This is a genomic window from Leisingera sp. JC11, from assembly GCF_040704725.1.
Taxonomy (GTDB): Bacteria; Pseudomonadota; Alphaproteobacteria; order Rhodobacterales; family Rhodobacteraceae; genus Leisingera.
This window is the reverse complement of the sequence record NZ_JBFCVS010000022.1, coordinates 24,049-41,759: the sequence shown is the minus strand read 5'-3', so window position 1 is coordinate 41,759 and position 17,711 is coordinate 24,049. Positions and strand designations below refer to the sequence as shown.

Here is a 17,711-nt window from a genome sequence, read left to right as displayed (position 1 = left end):
CACCCCCGAGAGTATTTCGGGAAAGATGAAATCCCGCCAGGTCTTTGGTATCAAGCCTGCGAGGCCTCCAGCGCTGCATTCAGGTCGGCGATCAGGTCATCCGCATCCTCAAGGCCCACCGAGAAGCGCACCAGGCCCGGGGTAATGCCCAGCTCGTCTTTCAGCTCATCGGTCAGTCGCTGGTGGGTGGTGGTCGCCGGGTGGGTAGCGATGGATTTTGCGTCGCCCAGGTTGTTGGAGATCACCGGGATGGTCATCGCGTTCAGGAACTTGAACGCCGCGTCCTTGCCGCCCTTCAGGTCCAGCGAAAAGACAGTACCGCCTTTGCCGCCCAGCTGGGTCTGCACCAGCGCGTTCTGCGCGTGGTCCTTCAGCCCCGGGTAAATTGTGCGCTCCAGCGCCGGGTGGCCGTTCAGCGCCTCGGCAATCTTCAGCGCGCTCTCGGCCTGGGCATTCACACGCAGCGACAGGGTCTCCAGCCCCTTCAGCATCACCCAGGCATTGAACGGGCTGAGCGAGCCGCCGGTGTGCTTCATATAGGGTTCCAGCGTGCCGCGGATGTAGTCTTTGGTGCCCAGTACCACCCCGCCCAGCGCCCGGCCCTGGCCGTCGATATGCTTGGTCGCGGAATAGATCACCACATCGGCGCCCTGCGCGATGGCATCCGAGAACACCGGGGTCGAGAACACATTGTCCACCACCACAGTCGCACCAACAGAATGCGCAATCTCTGCAACGCCCGCGATGTCGATCACCTCCAGCGTCGGGTTCGACATGCTCTCGAAAAACACCGCCTTGGTGTCCGGGCGCACCGCCGCCTTCCAGGCCTCCAGGTCGGTGCCGTCGATGAACGTGACCTCAACCCCGAAGCGGCCCAGAACATCCGCCAGGATATAGTTGCAGGAGCCGAACAGCGCCTTCGCGGACACGATGTGATCGCCCGCCTTCACCAGCGAGGTCAGCGCGCCGTTGACAGCCGCCATGCCGGAGGCGGTGGCAAAGGCATCCTCGGCCCCTTCCAGCGCCGCGATGCGCTTTTCGAACATGTCGACGGTCGGGTTGCCGTAGCGGGCATAGATGAACTCATCCGGGCCGGTCTCGATGAACCGCGCCTCGGCCTGCTCGGCGCTGTCATAGACAAACCCTTGCGTCAGGAAGATCGCCTCGCTCACTTCGTTGTACTGGCTGCGGCGGGTGCCTCCGTGCACCAGCGTGGTGCGCTTGTTCCAGTTGTCGCTCATCTCTTCTGTCTCCTCGCGCCCATAGCGCACAAAAAACCCCCATTCGGCCAAGCGAAAGGGGGTCCTTCACGTCCTGACCTCTTTAGCGGGATTGTTTAACGTGGCCCGCAATCCGGTAACAAATCGCCACGATGTGATGCACGGGCTTTACGCATCTTGCGGGATTCGGTCAAGCCGCCGCATCCCCCCCGCGTCACACGGATGTGAGCACCGCTACCCCTTGCCTGCCCGCGCGCCCCATGCTCCTGTGGCCGGGTTGATAGACGGAGGCGCAAGATGCAGGACCCCATCCGGCTTTTCTACTGGCCCACCCCGAACGGCTGGAAAATCTCCATCGCGCTGGAAGAGATGGGGCTTCCCTACGAGGTCACCCTGATCGACATCGGCAAGGGAGACCAGTTCGCGCCGGAGTTCCTGAAGATCTCTCCCGGCAACAAGATGCCCGCGATCTTCGACCCGGACGGACCGGGCGGCGCGCCGGTCTCGCTGTTCGAAAGCGGCGCCATCCTGCAATACCTCGCCCGCAAGACCGGGCAGTTCTACGGCAAGGACGAGCACGCCCGGCTCAAGGCGGATCAATGGCTGATGTGGCAGATGGGCGGGGTCGGCCCGATGGCGGGCCAGGCGCATCACTTCCTGAAATACGCGCCCGAGGATCTGCCCTATGCCAAGGACCGCTACCGCAGCGAAGTCGCCCGTCTCTACGGCGTGCTGGACCGGCAGCTGGCGGAGAATGAGTATGCGGCGGGCGCAGGCTATACGATTGCCGATATGGCGATCTGGCCTTGGGCCTCGCTGTGGGAGGGCCAGCAGCAGACGCTGGAGAACAAGCCGCATCTGGCCCGCTGGCTCGATCTGATGTGGTCCCGCCCCGGCGTGGTGGCCGGCCGCTCGCTGCACGCGGACCTGCGCGCCGACCGGTCGGACAGCAAGGCCCAACAGGTGATTTTCGGGCAACCCCGCTAAGCCGCGGGAGCCCGCCCCTGCCAGCCTCCGGTTACTCCGCCGGGCCGGCCTCTTCTTCTTCGCCGTATTTCTGAAACAGCTGCCCCTGGAACATGAAGAAGGCAAACATCGCCACCGGCAGGCCGAAGGTCTTGAAATAGACCCAGGTCTCGGTGCCCTGGGTGCGCCAGATCAGCTCATTCGCCACCGCCAGCCCGAAGAAGAAGGCGCAGAGCCGCCGGGTGAGGATCATCCAGCCCTCCTGCTTCAAGGGCATCAGCTCCTCCATCACCACCTTCAGCCAGCTCTGCCCGCGCATCAGGCCGATGCCCAGCAACCCGCCGAACAGCAGATACAGCATCGTCGGCTTCATCTTGATGAAGCGGTCGTCGTTGAACCACACCGACATGCCGCCGAACAGCACCACCAGAATGAGCGTGGCAAACTGCATCCGCGACAGATGGCCGGTCAGCTTCCACAGGGCGAGCGTGGACGCCACCATCAGCGGGATGAAGGCCGCGGTGATGACGATGAAGCCCTTGTATTCGCTGCCGCCGATCAGAAACACCTCATCCTTCAGCTTCAGATAGCCGATGAAGAACAGGACGATCGGGCCCAGTTCCAGCACCATCTTCAGGGTCGGGTTGATCTTCTTTGCGGCCATGGGGCCTCCTGTCAATTCTGCACGCGGGCTTTAGCCGCCCATTTCCACTATCACGGCGCCCAAGGCGATCAAAGCCATCAGCGCAATCCGCCGCGGCCCCACGGTTTCCTTCAGCACCAGCCAGCCGATGAGGGCCGCAAACACGGTCGAGGTCTCGCGCAGCACCGCCGCCTCGCCGACCTTGTCCAGCCGCGTCGCCAGCATGATCGCGCCAAAGGACGCAAACGCCACCAGCCCGCCAAAGAAGCCCTTGACCATCAGCGGCCCCGGCGCGGGCGGCGCGGGCATTGTCCGCCAGCGGGTGAAGGCAATCACCGGAAACACCAGCCCGTCGATCATGAAAAACCACGCCAGGAAGGTGAACGGATCCGCCGTCGCCCGGATGCCATAAGCGTCATATGTGGTGTAGGCCGCCACAAACAACCCGGTGATGAAGGCAAACAGCAGTGCAACCCCGAAGGTGTCGCGGTTGGCTTCCAGGAAGACAAAGTTATAGGCCGCCAGACCAAAGATCCCCGCCAGCAGCACTGCCACCCCCAGCCATTGCACCGGGGTAAAGACCTCGCCGAACAGGAAAAAGGAGCCGATCACCGTGAACAGCGGCCCGGTGCCGCGCACCACGGGGTAGACCACCGTATAGCTGCCCTTGGTATAGGCCAGCGCCTGGAACAGCTTGTAGAATACGTGGATCACCCAGGCGATCAGAAAGATCAGCCACATATGCGGCTCCGGCCAGGGCACCACGAACAGCGCAAACGGCGCCGCCATCACGCAGTAGGAAAAGTCGATCGCCCCGCGCGACAGCCAGGGATCATGCCGCCCCTTCTGCAGCGCGCCGAAAACGGCGTGCAGAAAGGCCGCCCAGACGGCCAGAAAAAGCGCTGCCTGATGCCCGGCCTCAGTGCCTTCCAGGGAGATCAGCCAATCGCTCAAATCAAATGCCTTTGCGCGGGAGGAGAGCGCCGGGGGTTCTGCCCCCGGACCCACGGGATATTTTCAGCAAGAGGAAGCTGGGGTCAGGATTTCTCCAAACCCGTCAGCGCAGCGGCGAATTCTTCCGGATCAAAGGGCGCCAGATCGTCGATCTGTTCGCCCACGCCGATGGCGTGGATCGGCAGGCCGAACTTGTCCGCCAGCGCCACCAGCACGCCGCCCTTGGCGGTGCCGTCCAGCTTGGTCATCACCAGGCCGGACACATCCGCCAGCTGCTGGAAGGTGCCGACCTGGCTCAGCGCGTTCTGGCCGGTGGTGGCGTCCAGCACCAGCAGGGTATTGTGCGGCGCGGTCTCGTCCTTCTTACGGATGACGCGGACGATCTTGGCCAGCTCCTCCATCAGGTCGGCGCGGTTCTGCAGCCGCCCCGCGGTGTCGATCATCAGAAGGTCAGCGCCCTCTTCCTGAGCCTTGGTCATGGCGTCAAACGCCAGCGAGGCCGGGTCGGAGCCTTCCGGCGCAGTCAGCACCGGCACCCCGGCTCGGTCGCCCCAGACCTGCAGCTGTTCGACAGCGGCGGCACGGAAGGTATCGCCCGCGGCAATCACCACCTTCTTGCCTGCGCCCTTGAACTGGCTGGCCAGCTTGCCGATGGTGGTGGTCTTGCCGGAGCCGTTCACGCCCACCACCAGCACCACCTGCGGGCGCTTGGCATAGATCGGCAAGGGCTTCGCCACCGGCTCCATGATGCGCGCGACTTCCTGCGCCAGGAGTTCCTTGATCTCGCGGCTGGAAACCTTCTTGCCCATCCGCCCCTCCGCCAGGTTGGCAGTGACGCGCAGAGCGGTGTCCACGCCCATGTCGGCGGCGATCAGCAGCTCTTCCAACTGCTCCAGCATGTCGTCATCCAGCGCCCGGCGCGGCTCAGCCGCCGTGGTGCGGCCCATCAGGCGGCCTAGCAGGCCCGGCGATTTCTTCTCCGGCTCCGGTGCAGGCTGCGGTGCCGGTGCGGGCTTGGGTGCGGCCACCGGCTGAGGCGCCGGCGCGGGCTCCGGTTCGGGTGCAGGCTCCGGCTCGGCAACGGGTTCCGGCTGCGGAACCGGCGCAGGCGCGGGCTGCTCCGGCGTCACCGCAGGGGACGCAGCCAGCGCCTCGACATGGGCCTCTACCTGGGCCTCCACGGCCTCCGCCGCGCTGCTGTCCGCGCCTTCCTCGACAATCGCGTCGAGCCCCTGCTCGAGCTTGGAGGAGGATTTGAACAGCCGCTCCTTGAGCTTTGAGAAAAACGCCATCTTGGTCTCCGCAAAAGGGTCTGCACCCCACCTAATGCGGATTGGGCCGGAGTGCAAAGCGCAACGCGCCTTGGAAATCAGGAAAATGCCGCCAGAAACCCCGCTTGCGCGCCCCAATAGAGCGGCCAGACTGCATATGGCGAGACCCGGCGCAGAGGATGATCCTGCGGCAGCACAAAGGTTTCCGCCGCCAGCACCATGTCCGACAGCATGAAGGCGCAGGCTGCGGCAAAGACCCACGAGCCAAACGGCAGCGTCAGCGCCGCCGCCCCCATGCCAAGAATGATCGGGATATAGGCCAGCACCGGCCCTTTCAGCGCCCCGGCGCGCGGCGCCAGGATGCTCGCCATTACCAGCCCCAGCACCAGCAACAGCGCTGCAATGGCGGCCCCGGGCATATGCAGCAGCCGCACCGGGTCGCTCGCGTCCCGGGTCAGGAACAGCACCGCATAGGCCAGATGCCCGACGGCAAAGGCACCGACACCTGCCATGAAAGCCCCCTCGCCGTCGCGCGACAGGAACAGATCGCCCAGCGCGCACAGGCCCAGCGCCACGGCCAGCAGCCAGGGCGCCCCGGCCAGCAGCGCTGCCAGCGCCAGCAAAGCGACCGATGCCGTTTTCAGCACGCTGCGCAGCAGGCCCGGCGGCTGCGCAGCCATCAGCAGATAGATCAGCGCACAGGCCCCGGCCCCCGCCCAAAGCGTCAGTTCCGCCGTCATCGCCTGCCTCCCCTGTTATTTTCCCGCACTCTGTCCCCGGAGGCCGCGCGCGGTCAAAGGTGACCCCGCGGGAGCCTGGGCAGATACATGCAACGCTTGGTGCAAACGGCGGTCCTGAGTCACAATGGCTTCATGCGCACATTGATGATTCTCCTGCTGGCAGCCCTGCCCGCCCCGCTGGCGGCGGGTGAGCCGCTGAGCGCGAACGAGTTCGACCGCTACACCCAGGGCCGCACGCTGTTCTACGGCTTCGGCGGCGCCATGTACGGGGTCGAACGCTACCTGCCGGACCGCCGGGTGATCTGGTCCTTCCTGGACGGCAAATGCCAGGAAGGCAGCTGGTATGAGGAGGCTGGCCGGATCTGTTTCATCTACGAAAACCGCGATGATCCGCAGTGCTGGACCTTCGAACTGACCCCCCGCGGCCTGACCGCCCGGTTCGAGGACGACCCGGCCTCGACAGAGCTCTACGAGGCCGAGGATATCGGCGAGGAGATGCTGTGCTACGGCCCCGACGTCGGCGCCTGAGGCCGCTGCAGATGCCCCGCTAGAACAGCGAGCCCTGGCTGCCACCGCCCTCTGCCGGCGGTTTCGGCGCAGCTTTCTTCGGCGCCTGCGCGGCTGCACCGCCCTCCAGATCCAGCGTGCCGTCGGCAAATTCGATCTGCAGGGCGTCTGCCTTGGCGGCGGCGGCTCTGGTGGTCAGGATCTCCTCGCCCGAGCGCACCACCGCATAGCCGCGCTCCAGCGTCGCCTTGTAGCTGAGGATCTCCAGCTGCCGCCCCGTGGCCGTCAGCGCCTGGCGCTGGCGGTCGATGCGCACGGCCTGCGCCGTATCCAGCCGCTGCGACAGCCGAGTCAGCGCATCCTTCTGCGCTGCCATCTCCCGCTGGAGCGGCCGCAGGCTCAGGCGCGAGGACAGATTCTGCAGCCGGTCGCGCCGCCCCTGCACCAACTGGCGCAGGGTGGCAGGCCGCAAGCTGGCCGCGGTTTCGCTTAAGTGCACCCGGCGGCGCTGCACGCCGCTGATCAGCGCCCCGGGCAGCCGGTCGGAAATCCGGTCCAGCCGCTGGCGCGGGGTTTCCAGCAATGTGTCGGGCTTGGGCAGCGCGCGGGCCAGATCGTTCAGCCGCTGGCGCCTGAGCTGCACCGCCTGCCCCGCCGCGCGGGTCAGCCGCGCGCCCTGGTTTTCACTCCACGCCATCAGCTCCAGCCGCACCGGCACCGCCAGCTCTGCTGCCGCCGTTGGCGTCGGCGCCCGGCGGTCGGAAACAAAGTCGATGAGCGTGGTATCCGTCTCATGCCCCACCGCGGAGATCAGCGGGATTTGCGAGGCGGCGGCGGCACGGGCGACGATCTCCTCGTTGAAGCCCCACAGATCCTCGATCGACCCGCCGCCGCGGGCGACAATGATCAGATCGGGCCGCGGCAGCGCACCGCCTGGCGTCAGCCGATTGAAGCCTTCGATGGCGCGAGCAACCTCCGGCGCGCAGTTCTGCCCTTGTACCGCAACCGGCCAGACCAGCACCTTGCGCGGAAACCGGTCGCGCAGGCGGTGCAGGATATCGCGGATCACCGCACCGGAGGGCGAGGTCACCACCCCGATGATCTGCGGCAGGTACGGCAGCGGTTTTTTCCGCTCCGGCGCAAACAGACCTTCCGCTTCCAGCTGCTTCTTGCGTTTTTCCAGCAACGCCATCAGCGCGCCCTGGCCGGCAACCGCGACCTCGTCCACGTTCATGTTGTACTTGGACTGGGCGCCGAACGCGGTCAGGCGGCCGGTGACAACCACCTCCAGCCCTTCCTCCGGCACCACCGACAAGCCGCTGATCTGGCCTTTCCAGGTGGTGCAGGCCAGCACCGAGCGGTCGTCCTTGATATCGTAATAGAGATGGCCGGAACGCGCCTTGAACACCCGCCCGACTTCGCCCCGCACCCGGATGCGCCCGAAGGTGCCCTCCAGCGTGCGTTTCACCTCGCCGGAAATCTCGGAAACGGTGAATTCCGGGGCGTTCTGCCCGGGCTGCGGGTCGTCAAACAGGTCGGACATCGGGGGCTGCTCTCCTGCGGCCTTAGGCCGGTCTTGTTTTGAAGTCGCGCGCAGCATAGAACGCGCGGCAAGCAAGGCAAGCCCCGGGTCGCGGCCCGCGGGGCCACAGGGCTCAGGCAGATCGGAGAATGCGCCAATGAACATCCTTATCCTCGGCAGCGGCGGGCGTGAACATGCACTGGCCTGGGCCGTGATGCAGAACCCCAAATGCGACAAGCTGATCGTGGCGCCGGGCAATGCGGGCATCGCCCAGATCGCCGATTGCGCGTCGTTTGATATCGAGGACGGCGGCACAGTGGCGGCGTTCGCCGAGGAAAACGCCATTGACTTCGTGATCGTCGGCCCCGAGGCGCCGCTGGCCGCGGGCGTCGCCGACCGGCTGCGCGAGGCAGGATTGCTGGTGTTCGGCCCCTCCGAGGCAGCGGCGCGGCTGGAAGCCTCCAAGAGCTTCACCAAGGAAATCTGCGACGCGGCAAACGCTCCCACCGCGGGCTACGGCCATTTCACCGATGCCGAGGCCGCCAGGGCGCATGTGCGCCAGCACGGCGTGCCCACCGTGGTCAAGGCTGACGGTCTGGCCGCAGGCAAGGGCGTGATCATCGCCATGACCGAGGAGGAAGCCATGGCGGCCATCGACGACATGTTCGGCGGCGCCTTCGGCGGCGCCGGCGCCGAGGTGGTGATCGAGGAATTCATGGAAGGCGAAGAGGCCTCCCTGTTCGTGCTGGTGGATGGCGAGGACGTGCTGGCAATCGGCTCCGCCCAGGACCACAAGCGGGTCGGCGAAGGCGACACCGGCCTCAACACCGGCGGCATGGGCGCCTATTCCCCGGCCCCGGTTCTGTCACCTGAGGTCGAGGCCAAGGCGATGGAAGAGATCGTGAAGCCCACCATGAAGGTGATGTCAGAGCGCGGCATGCCCTATCAGGGGGTTCTGTATGCGGGCCTGATGATCAAGGACGGCCAGCCGCGGCTGGTGGAATACAACGTCCGTTTCGGCGACCCGGAATGCCAGGTGCTGATGATGCGCCTGGGCGCCCAGGCACTGGACCTGATGCACGCGGCGGCTGAAGGCCGCCTGGGCGAGGCGCAGGTGAACTGGGCGGACGATCACGCGATCACCGTGGTGATGGCGGCTGAAGGCTATCCTGGCTCGTATGAAAAAGGCTCCGGGATCAAGGGCCTGGACGCCCTGCCCGAGGACAGCAGCAACATGGTGTTCCATGCAGGCACCAAGGCGCAGGACGGCAAGGTGCTGGCGGTTGGCGGCCGGGTGCTGAACGTGACCGCCCGCGGTGAAACCCTGCAGGAAGCCCGCGACCGCGCCTATGCGATGGTGGACGGGATCGACTGGCCGCAGGGCTTCTTCCGCCGCGACATCGGCTGGCGGGCGCTGAAGTAACCCCGGGCTTGTTGCCGGGAAGGCTCCCGCCTGCTCCCGGCCAATCACAGATTGCCCTTCACAGTTGGGCGTGGCCGGGCGCTGCTGCGCCCGGCGGCCCGCGCCCTGGCAGGCGCAGGCATCTTCCCCTCCTCCGGATTTGCCCGCACCGCAGCGGCGGGATATCCTGCCGGACAGGAAGGACACCCCCATGACGCGCAAAAACGCCATCTGCCGGCCGCGATTGACCGGTCCGCCTGCTGACGGGGATACCCAATGACCGCCCCCCGCCGGCTTGCGCCCGATGACCCCAGCCTCGTTGACGTGCTCGACCTGATCCGGCGCAGCTTCGCCTGCATGGAGGGGCGCATCGATCCGCCCTCCTCCATGCACCTTCTGACGCTGGCCGCCCTGCAGGACCAATGCCGCAGCGGCGAGATCTGGGCAACCGGCACACCGCCCTCGGCCTGCGTCTTCCTGACCCCCAGGCCCGATTGCCTGTATCTGGGAAAACTCGCGGTGGAGGAGGCTCAGCGCGGCACCGGGCTGGCCCGCGCGCTGGTAGCGCTGGCCGCCGCCCGCGCCAGCGCGCTTGGCCTGCCGGTTCTGCGGCTGCAGACCCGGGTCGAGCTGACGGAAAACCACGCCGCCTTTGCCCGGATGGGATTCCGCAAGACCGGGGAAACCGCGCATCCGGGGTTTGACAGGCCAACCTCGGTGACAATGGAAAAGCCTGTGCCGGGCAGCCCCGCCCGCAGCTGAGCGGCGGGCTGGCGCTGCCGGAGGCAAGGCAGCCCGGCCGCCGCTGAACAGATCCCGCCCGGCCTCGGGCCGAACCAGGCAGCCCGCACTCCCCCTGCCGCACCCTGCTGAACCGGCCGGACAGCCTGCCTGCCACGCAGCCTCAATAGCAGGACGAAGGGGAAACAGGTTCCGCCCCGGAAATCCGCGCCAGGTCATCAGGGCGGCACCGGAAGACCGCAGATCAAGCCCCCGCAGCCGCCCCCTTAGAACCCGCCGATATCCGTCATCAGCAGGAACCGCCTGCGGAACTGATCCAGCATGTCCGGCTCCAGCAAGTCCGCCGGATGGGTCGTGCCGAAGGCGGCAAAGGTCCGGTCCTTCATCTCCACCAGCTGGCGCTCGATATCCAGCTGGCCAAAGCTGGAGGGCAGCACCAGCGCGGTTTCGAACACGGTGCGCAGGGGCGGCGATCCCATGATGTTGTACCAATGGGCGTTCTCGCTGCCGCCTTCGTCCACCACCGCCTGCAGCTCGCGCTCGAACGCCAGCGCCAGCCGCATGTTGGGGTCGGACTCGCCGATGGCAACCTCGAACTGCCGGGTGGTGTAGAGATCGGCGATCTCTTCGGCAAAGCCGTCCGGGTAGACCTGCGCCTCCGCCCCCTTGTTGAAGGAGAAGGCGTAAGCCATTGCTTTCATGTTGTTGTCATGGTGCAGATTGGCATAGGAGATTTCCGAGGACAGATCGGAATCCAGCGTCTTGATCATGACATTGAAATCGCTGTCCCGGTGGCTCAGCCCGAAAATGTCCAGCGAGGCCTCGAACAGGTTCAGGTCGAACACCAGATCTGTCGCAGAGGACAGGCTGTCCAGCTTGTCGGTGATCTCATCGGAGAACACCTGCATCTTGCTGACATGATCCGGCCAGGTGTTCTGGAACGCATCGGCGAAATCATAATAGGCAATGTTTTCCGGCTGGTTCACAAAGGAATTGGGATCGCTCAGATCCGATTCCAGCACCTGGCGCAGAAAGTCCTCCCCCCGGTCGCTGACGTTGAAGGTATCCAGCGCATCGGCCAGCAGCTCCGGGTTCAGCAGCAGTTCATCCGGGTCGGTCATCGCGTTGATGTCCGGATAGCCGAAGCCGAACGCGCGGGAGACATTCAGGTACCGGGTGTCCTCCAGCTGGTTCACAAAGGAATCCGGATCGGTGGTGTCCGAATTCAGCACCCGCCGCAGGAAGTCCGTGCTGGTGCGCTCCAGATCGAAGGTCTCGATCACCGCCTGCAGCAGTTCCTCATCCTCCAGGAGGTCGTCAGCACTGGCCAGCCCCTCGGTATGCTGGTTGAATTCCGAGACCAGCGCCTGGATGCTGTTGTCATATTCCGGCGGCTTGCCGAATTCGAACTGCCGGGCGAAATCGGCAAACCGGGTATCGGTCAGCTTGTTGGCAAAGGACTCCGGGTCGCTGAGGTCCGATTCCAGCACCTTCTGCAGAAAGAACTGATTGTTCTCCATGCCCTCCAGACCGGCATTGCTCAATGCCTTGCTCAGCAGTGCTGAGTTGGACAGTAGGTCGTCCGCGGTGGTGATGCCGGCAAATTCGCTGCCGCCCTTGGCACTGGGCAGCTGCGGGCCGTCCGGGCTGTTGAAGCCAAAGGTCTTAGCCAGCGCCAGATAGCGGCTGTCATTGAGACGGTTCACAAAGGACTTGGAATCACTCAGGTCGGAATCCAGCACCTTCTGGATGAAGGCGCGGTTGTTGATGTCCTCGTCCAGGCCAAAGGCGCCCAGGGTCACCTGCAGCAGATTGTAGTCGTCCAGCAGCTCCTCCGAGCTCTGGACGCTGGTGATGCGCTGCGTGAAATCCTGCACCTGGCGGTCCAGAACAGGCGATTTTTCAAACACTTCCTGCTGCTGGGCCTGGGTCCGCTGCAGGAAGGTCCAGCCGGCGATCCCGGTGCCGAACACATAGGGTGTAAAACTCACGCGCGTGTCTCCTGTGAAAACATGCCCCAGCCGGCGCCGCCGGGCATTTCCCGTTTGCCGCAGGCTAACCGAAGGGTGGTGAATATTTCGGAAACGCCCGCGCGGCAGGGCTCAGGGCTGCCCGCACAAAGAAGCACCAGCGGCGCCGGGCAGCACAGATTTGAGCCTGTCCGGCGATAGGCGCCGCAGTTGGGCGTGGCGCCGCGCGGCGCGCGGCACAGGCAGGCTGAACCGCCCGCACTCAGCGGCAGGCCAGCGCCGCTTCCAGACCTGTATTGGGGTCGAAGACGCCAATCTCCCGCGTGGTGATTTCATCCCCGCGCAGGCGCACCGCGATGATCCGGCGCCAGTCGCCGCTCACCATCACCAGCTCCGCCCCCCGGCCGCAATCGCGGATGCCGGAGGTGATGAAGTCTTCACCGATCCGGTGGTTGGTCAGCCCGGCCTTGCTGGCCACCTCTGTCAGCGCGCCTTTCCGGAACCGCCAGATGCGCAGGGTTTTCGCCAGATGCGGCCGGTCGACATAGGCGATCTCCACATACCCATCGCCATCCAGATCCGCGGCGCCGATAGGTGCCAGCCAGCGGTTGCGGGTGCCGATATGCGGGGTTTCGGCGATCTTCTCGCCGCGCGCGCCATATATGGCCAGCTGGGCGCCCTGCGCCACATCGGTTTCGACCACCAGCACTTCCTGGCTGCCATCGCCGTCCACATCCGCCAGCCGCGGCGCAATGTCCTCGAACACATGATCCAGCGGCAGGCGGATCTGAATATCAGATGTCAGGTAGTCGGCCTTGAGAGACGCCCCGCTCGCCGCGGTGCTTGCAACCGTGAGCGTCAGCGAGCCGTATTCCACACCATCGCCCAGCACGGCGTGGCCGTAGCGGGTGGTGGGATCGCCGTATTCCGCTGAGATCACCCCGGCCTGCGCCATCTGCGCAACCGGGCCGGCCATGGCCAGCCCCAGGCACAGCGCCATCCAGGCGCGGCGGACGGAACGGGGCCGGACGGAACGGGGCCGGACGCGCATCCGCAGACGCCGCGCTGCCGCCCCCGCAGCCATCAGATCTGCTTTTCGGGCATATGCACCACCAGGCCGTCCAGCTCGTCGCTCACCTTGATCTGGCAGGTCAGGCGCGAGCGGGCCGGATCGGGCTCATAGGCGAAGTCCAGCATGTCCTCTTCCATGTCGTCCTTGGCCGGCAGCTTCTCGACCCAGTCCGGCGCGATGTAGACGTGGCAGGTCGAACAGGCGCAGGCGCCGCCGCAATCGGCCTCGATGCCCGGAATGTTGTTGTCGCGCGCGCCTTCCATCACGGTCAGCCCGCTGGCCACATCCACAACATGTTCGGTGCCGTTGTGCTCGATGTAAGTGATCTTTGCCATTGTCAGCTCTCTTCCCTTTTCCGGTACTTGCGCGACTGTGTAGCCAAGCGCCCGCGCCGGTGCCACCCCCAATTGCGACGCTGCCCTGCCGCTGCTGGACTTTCCGCCCTGACGTTCTATATTTGTTCACGTTCAAATTTTCTCAACCGCAGGGCCGTTTTCCTCATGCCAGCCCCCGCTCCAGCCGGCGCCGCCGTTGCCGCCGCGGCCGCGCTCAGCCCGCAAACCAGCCCGCAGCCCTGGCCGCGCCCGCCCCATTGCCTGCCCGCCAACCGGCTGCAGGAGCCGCCGGAGAACGCCCGCGTCACCATCGCGGGCCTGGTGATCCTGCGTCAGCGCCCCGGCACCGCCAAGGGGGTGATCTTCGTCACGCTCGAGGACGAGACCGGCATCGTCAACGTGATCGTCTGGCGCAGAATCTACGAGGCCTTCCGCCGCGCGGTGATCTCCGGGCGGATGCTGCGGGTCACCGGGCGGCTGCAGCGGGCGCATTCGGTCACCCATGTGATCGCCGAAGAGGTGGAGGATATTTCGCCGATGCTGGACCTTCTGCTGGCGGAGCAAGGCCGGACAGGCGATCCCGCCTTTGCGGACGGCTCCGAACTCGGCTAGGCTGCCGCCAAAGCAACGGCCCCAGCCCCGCCACGGGGACAGACTGAGGTGCCGGCAAGAGGCAACCGGGCATGACGCCATCCAATCTGATCCCCCGCCGGCGCCTGGCGCCCGCCCTGCTGCTGGCAGCCCTGGCAGCGCTGCCCGCCTGCGTCCAGCCGCAGCCAGGCAGCCCCGGCAGCCAAGTTTCGCGCGAGGGCCGCTATGCCCCGCCCGGCGCGCCGCCCGGCACATGCTGGAGCAAGCACACCTCCCCTGCTGTCATTGAAACCGTCACCAGCCAGGTGCTGGCCGAACCGGCGCAGCAGGACGCCAGCGGCCGGGTGATCCGCCCAGCAACCTTCCGCACCGAAACCCGGCAGGAGATCGTCACGCCGCGGCAGGAGCAGTGGATCGAAATCCCCTGCCCCGCCATGATGACCCCGGATTTCATCCGCACCATCCAGCGGGCGCTGGCGGCGCGCGGCCTCTACCGCGGCCCGGTGCATGGCCAGATGGACGCCGCCACCCGCAAGGCCGTGCAGCGCTACCAGGTGCCGCTGGGGCTGGACAGCGGCACCCTGACGCTGGCCTCCGCCCGCAGGCTGGGGCTGGTTGCCGTCGCTGGCTGAACCGCGCGGTTCAGCTGCCCGGTTCCCAGCCGGCGAACCCTCTGCTAAGGTCCGCGCACCGGGCAACAGACGCAAAGAGACAAACACCATGCTGACCACCCGCCTGCCGGACACCGGCTTTCTCTCCGGTGCCTCCGGCCCGCTGCGCCGGATGCTGGAGAGCCAGGCAACCGAGGTGCGCCTGCGCCAGGGCGAGGTGCTGTTCGAGCAGGGCGACGCAGGCGATGCGCTCTATGCGATTGCCGAAGGCGCGCTGGAATTCTCGGTGCTCTCCGCCTCGGGCCGCAAGCTGTCGCTTGACATGATGCGCCCCGGCGCGGTGTTCGGCGAGATCACCCTGTTTGACCCGGGCGAGCGCACCGCCACCGCCATCGCCGCTGAGCCCAGCCGGGTCTTGCGGCTGCGCAGCGGCGACGTGCTGGCGCAGATCCGCCAGTACCCCGACCTGGCCGCCGACCTGCTGCGGCTGGCCGGCCAGCGGATGCGCTGGATGAACACCCAGCTCAATGAGCAGGTATTCCTGCCGATGCCGGTGCGGCTGGCGCGCAAGCTGCTGTACCTCGCGCCCGAGACCAGCGACGGCCGCATCGCGCTGTCGCAGGCGGAACTGGCGGAATTTGTCGGTGCCACCCGCGAGGCGGTGTCCAAGACACTCTCCGCCTGGAAGCGCAGCGGCCTCGTGGGCATCAGCCGCGGCGGCGTGCAGATCCTCGACCGCGGCGAGCTGGCAGTGCTGGCGGAGCCGGATTCGATCTGATCCCGTCTCCCGGCGCAATTTTCCGCAACAAAATCCGCTCTCTGTAATCCCGGTCACAGAACCCGGCGCCGCCCCGCGCCATAACGCCTGCATAGACGGCCATTATACGTTCCATCCCAATGGCCGCCTGTCCAACAAGAGCCATGTGCCCGCCAGCGCATGGCTCTTCCCCTTTTGCGCATCAGCTGTCCCGCGCAGTCCCGGAGAACGGCTGCCCGCCCCTCATGCGCAAGCCCAAAAGCTCTCCGAAGACCTTAGCCAAGACTGTTTAAAAGTCCTGGCTCTCTCCACCGCGCCCCCTCTTGTTCAAAAAATATTCACTTAGCCATTCCCGGACCCCGCCGCTACGGTGCCGCGCATGGCTTATGACTACGACAGTCTCTACCGCGAAACCCCGGACGCGCTGGGGGCGCCGTCCCCTGCCTTCACCGCCTTTTTCCAGCGGCTGACCGCACAAGGACTGGACATTCTCGATGCGGGCTGCGGCCAGGGCCGGGACGCGCTGTTCATCGCCCGCCTGGGCCACCGGGTGACAGGGTTGGATATTTCCCGGCACGGCATCCGGGACATGCTGGCCGCCGCGCAGCGGGAAGACCTTGATGTCACCGGCATCGCCGCCGACCTCACCGCCTGGGCGCCGGACAAGGATTTCGACATCCTGCTGTTCGACCGCACCCTGCACATGCTGGCCGCGCCCCAGCGGCGGGCACTGCTGGCCCGCTGCCTGCCGCATGTGCGGCCCGGCGGCTGGGTGCTGATTGCGGATGAGCCGCGCAATCTGGAGGACTTCCGCCAGATCTTTGCCGCCCGGAAAGCCGCTTGGCGCACGGACAAGGACAGCCGCGGCCTGCTGTTCATGCAGCGGGTTTGAATCCCCCTCCGCAGCAATGCAAAAGGCCGGGCGCTGGCCCGGCCTTTGCCTGTGTTTCAGCAGCTCCCGCCCCGGATCACTCGGACAGGTTCAGCGCCACGAAGCGCGGCTCGCCGCCGCGGCGCACCAGCAGCAGCAGCGACTTGCGCCCAGCCTCCTTGGCCTCGCTGACGCGCGCCTCCAGGTCGCTGATCGAGGCCACCTTCTGCTGGCCCGCCTCGGTGATCACGTCACCGGCGCGCAGGCCCTTCTCCCAGGCCTCGGAGGTCTCATCCACCGACAGCACCGCCAGCCCCTGGACATCCTCCGCCACGTTCAGCTCGCTGCGCAGCTGGTCGGTCAGCACGCCCACCGACAGGCCCAGCAGCTCTTTCTCAGTGCTGCCCGGCGCATCGCCATCGCCGCCCTGGCTGGCGGGGCCGCGCTCGGCATCCTCACGGCGGCCCAGGGTCACCCGCAGGGTTTCGGTCTTGCCTTCACGGTAGACCACCACGCGCACGGTCTTGCCGACCTCGGCATTGCCGACCTGGCGCACCAGGCCGCGGGTGTCCTGCACATCGACGCCGTCAAAGCTGACGATCACGTCGCCGGCCAGCACACCGGCATCCTTGGCCGGGCCGTTCGGCACGTCAGTGACCAGCGCGCCGCGGGCCTTGTCCAGGCCCATCGCCTCCGCCAGGTCGTTGTCCACATCCTGGATCTTCACACCCAGCCAGCCGCGGCGGGTCTCACCGAATTCCTTCAGCTGCGCGACCACCTTGACCACCACGTTGGAGGCCATCGAGAAGCCGATGCCGATGGAGCCGCCGTTGGGCGACAGGATCGCAGTGTTCACGCCGACCACATCGCCGTCCATGTTGAACAGCGGCCCGCCGGAGTTGCCCCGGTTGATCGCCGCATCGGTCTGGATGTAGTCGTCATAAGAACCCGAGAGCTCGCGGTTGCGGGCCGACACGATGCCCGCGGACAGCGAGAACCCCTGCCCCAGCGGGTTGCCCATCGCCACCACCCAGTCGCCGACGCGGGCAGTGTCGCTGTCGCCGAACTTGACGTATTTCAGCGGCGACGGCGCCTCCACCTTCAAGAGCGCAATGTCGGTGTTGGGATCGGTGCCGATCACCTTGGCCGGCAGCAGCTCCTTGGGCTGGCCTTCGCCGGGGAAGAACTCGATCTCGATCTCGTCGGCGCCGTCGATCACGTGGTTGTTGGTGACGATATAGCCGTCCTCGGAAATCACGAACCCGGAGCCCAGCGCAGAGGAGCGGCGCGGCCGGGTGCCATTGCCGTTGCGGTCCTGGAACTCGCGGAAGAAATCCTCGAATGGCGAGCCTTCCGGCACGATGCCCTGCGGGCCGGTGCGCCCTTCGACAACGGTGCTGGTGGTGATGTTGACGACCGCCGGGCTCACCCGTTCGGCCAGCGGGGCCAGGCTTTCGGGCCGGGCCATTGCGGTCACCGCCTGCATCAGCAGGACCGCCATTGCCAGCACCGCAAGCCAGGCCAGCCGTATCATCGCG

At 66.3% G+C, this 17,711-nt stretch carries 18 protein-coding genes and 1 riboswitch; of the genes, 8 read left to right on the top strand and 10 right to left on the bottom strand.

Annotation, left to right across the window (positions count from 1 at the left end):
* Positions 1 to 50 precede the first annotated feature (50 nt).
* Positions 51 to 1,241 (bottom strand): O-succinylhomoserine sulfhydrylase, encoded by a 1,191-nt coding sequence (metZ, locus tag AB1A62_RS18860; protein WP_366663028.1) that lies wholly within the window; start codon positions 1,239 to 1,241, stop codon positions 51 to 53.
* 61 nt (positions 1,242 to 1,302) lie between these two features.
* Positions 1,303 to 1,381: riboswitch (SAM riboswitch) on the bottom strand.
* A gap of 136 nt (positions 1,382 to 1,517) precedes the next feature.
* On the opposite strand from metZ, the gene AB1A62_RS18855 reads away from it, so the two are divergent.
* The gene (locus AB1A62_RS18855; RefSeq protein ID WP_366663027.1) at positions 1,518 to 2,207 is read left to right on the top strand and encodes a glutathione S-transferase N-terminal domain-containing protein; all 690 of its coding nucleotides are present in this window, start codon (positions 1,518 to 1,520) and stop codon (positions 2,205 to 2,207) included.
* 31 nt (positions 2,208 to 2,238) lie between these two features.
* Here AB1A62_RS18855 and AB1A62_RS18850 read toward each other — a convergent pair whose 3' ends face one another.
* The 4 genes from AB1A62_RS18850 to AB1A62_RS18835 all read right to left on the bottom strand — a co-directional run bounded on the left by AB1A62_RS18850 (position 2,239) and on the right by AB1A62_RS18835 (position 5,794).
* Positions 2,239 to 2,850: an inner membrane-spanning protein YciB gene (locus AB1A62_RS18850; RefSeq protein WP_366663025.1), complete on the bottom strand. Its 612-nt coding sequence runs from the start codon at positions 2,848 to 2,850 to the stop codon at positions 2,239 to 2,241.
* A 30-nt stretch (positions 2,851 to 2,880) separates the two neighbouring features.
* Positions 2,881 to 3,783 (bottom strand): DMT family transporter, encoded by a 903-nt coding sequence (locus AB1A62_RS18845; protein WP_366663024.1) that lies wholly within the window; start codon positions 3,781 to 3,783, stop codon positions 2,881 to 2,883.
* 83 nt (positions 3,784 to 3,866) lie between these two features.
* Entirely contained in the window at positions 3,867 to 5,075 is a 1,209-nt protein-coding gene (ftsY, locus tag AB1A62_RS18840; protein WP_366663023.1) for a signal recognition particle-docking protein FtsY, read from the bottom strand.
* 77 nt (positions 5,076 to 5,152) lie between these two features.
* Positions 5,153 to 5,794, bottom strand: a complete 642-nt coding sequence (locus AB1A62_RS18835) for a lysoplasmalogenase (RefSeq protein ID WP_366663022.1) — start codon at positions 5,792 to 5,794, stop codon at positions 5,153 to 5,155.
* A 132-nt stretch (positions 5,795 to 5,926) separates the two neighbouring features.
* Between AB1A62_RS18835 and AB1A62_RS18830 the strand changes: the two genes are divergently transcribed.
* Positions 5,927 to 6,322, top strand: coding sequence for a hypothetical protein (locus AB1A62_RS18830; protein ID WP_366663021.1), 396 nt, complete (start codon positions 5,927 to 5,929; stop codon positions 6,320 to 6,322).
* A 19-nt stretch (positions 6,323 to 6,341) separates the two neighbouring features.
* Here the strand turns inward: AB1A62_RS18830 and xseA are convergent, their stop codons facing one another.
* Positions 6,342 to 7,844, bottom strand: a complete 1,503-nt coding sequence (gene xseA / locus AB1A62_RS18825; protein WP_366663020.1) for an exodeoxyribonuclease VII large subunit — start codon at positions 7,842 to 7,844, stop codon at positions 6,342 to 6,344.
* A 136-nt stretch (positions 7,845 to 7,980) separates the two neighbouring features.
* Between xseA and purD the strand changes: the two genes are divergently transcribed.
* Both purD and AB1A62_RS18815 read left to right on the top strand, forming a co-directional pair.
* Positions 7,981 to 9,246: a phosphoribosylamine--glycine ligase gene (purD, locus tag AB1A62_RS18820; RefSeq protein ID WP_366663019.1), complete on the top strand. Its 1,266-nt coding sequence runs from the start codon at positions 7,981 to 7,983 to the stop codon at positions 9,244 to 9,246.
* 255 nt (positions 9,247 to 9,501) lie between these two features.
* Entirely contained in the window at positions 9,502 to 9,987 is a 486-nt protein-coding gene (locus AB1A62_RS18815) for a GNAT family N-acetyltransferase (RefSeq protein ID WP_366663018.1), read from the top strand.
* Between the two features lie 245 nt (positions 9,988 to 10,232).
* Here AB1A62_RS18815 and AB1A62_RS18810 read toward each other — a convergent pair whose 3' ends face one another.
* The 3 genes from AB1A62_RS18810 to AB1A62_RS18800 all read right to left on the bottom strand — a co-directional run bounded on the left by AB1A62_RS18810 (position 10,233) and on the right by AB1A62_RS18800 (position 13,343).
* On the bottom strand, positions 10,233 to 11,957 hold the full coding sequence (locus AB1A62_RS18810) for a DUF1217 domain-containing protein (RefSeq protein ID WP_366663017.1): 1,725 nt from the start codon (positions 11,955 to 11,957) through the stop codon (positions 10,233 to 10,235).
* Between the two features lie 241 nt (positions 11,958 to 12,198).
* Positions 12,199 to 12,987 carry a VCBS repeat-containing protein gene (locus AB1A62_RS18805; RefSeq protein WP_366663016.1) on the bottom strand — a complete coding sequence of 263 codons (789 nt, stop codon included), beginning with the start codon at positions 12,985 to 12,987 and terminating at the stop codon, positions 12,199 to 12,201.
* Positions 12,988 to 13,019: 32 nt separating this feature from the next.
* Complete coding sequence (locus tag AB1A62_RS18800) at positions 13,020 to 13,343, bottom strand: 2Fe-2S iron-sulfur cluster-binding protein (RefSeq protein ID WP_366663015.1); 324 nt, start codon at positions 13,341 to 13,343, stop codon at positions 13,020 to 13,022.
* 165 nt (positions 13,344 to 13,508) lie between these two features.
* Between AB1A62_RS18800 and AB1A62_RS18795 the strand changes: the two genes are divergently transcribed.
* The 4 genes from AB1A62_RS18795 (at position 13,509) to AB1A62_RS18780 (ending at position 16,194) form a co-directional block, all read left to right on the top strand.
* Positions 13,509 to 13,955 (top strand): OB-fold nucleic acid binding domain-containing protein, encoded by a 447-nt coding sequence (locus AB1A62_RS18795; protein WP_366663014.1) that lies wholly within the window; start codon positions 13,509 to 13,511, stop codon positions 13,953 to 13,955.
* A 71-nt stretch (positions 13,956 to 14,026) separates the two neighbouring features.
* Positions 14,027 to 14,566, top strand: a complete 540-nt coding sequence (locus AB1A62_RS18790; RefSeq protein WP_366663013.1) for a peptidoglycan-binding domain-containing protein — start codon at positions 14,027 to 14,029, stop codon at positions 14,564 to 14,566.
* 88 nt (positions 14,567 to 14,654) lie between these two features.
* Positions 14,655 to 15,323 (top strand): Crp/Fnr family transcriptional regulator, encoded by a 669-nt coding sequence (locus tag AB1A62_RS18785; RefSeq protein WP_366663012.1) that lies wholly within the window; start codon positions 14,655 to 14,657, stop codon positions 15,321 to 15,323.
* A 358-nt stretch (positions 15,324 to 15,681) separates the two neighbouring features.
* Positions 15,682 to 16,194 (top strand): class I SAM-dependent methyltransferase, encoded by a 513-nt coding sequence (locus AB1A62_RS18780; protein WP_366663011.1) that lies wholly within the window; start codon positions 15,682 to 15,684, stop codon positions 16,192 to 16,194.
* A 76-nt stretch (positions 16,195 to 16,270) separates the two neighbouring features.
* Here the strand turns inward: AB1A62_RS18780 and AB1A62_RS18775 are convergent, their stop codons facing one another.
* Positions 16,271 to 17,707 (bottom strand): Do family serine endopeptidase, encoded by a 1,437-nt coding sequence (locus tag AB1A62_RS18775; protein WP_366663010.1) that lies wholly within the window; start codon positions 17,705 to 17,707, stop codon positions 16,271 to 16,273.
* Between the last annotated feature and the right edge of the window lie 4 nt (positions 17,708 to 17,711).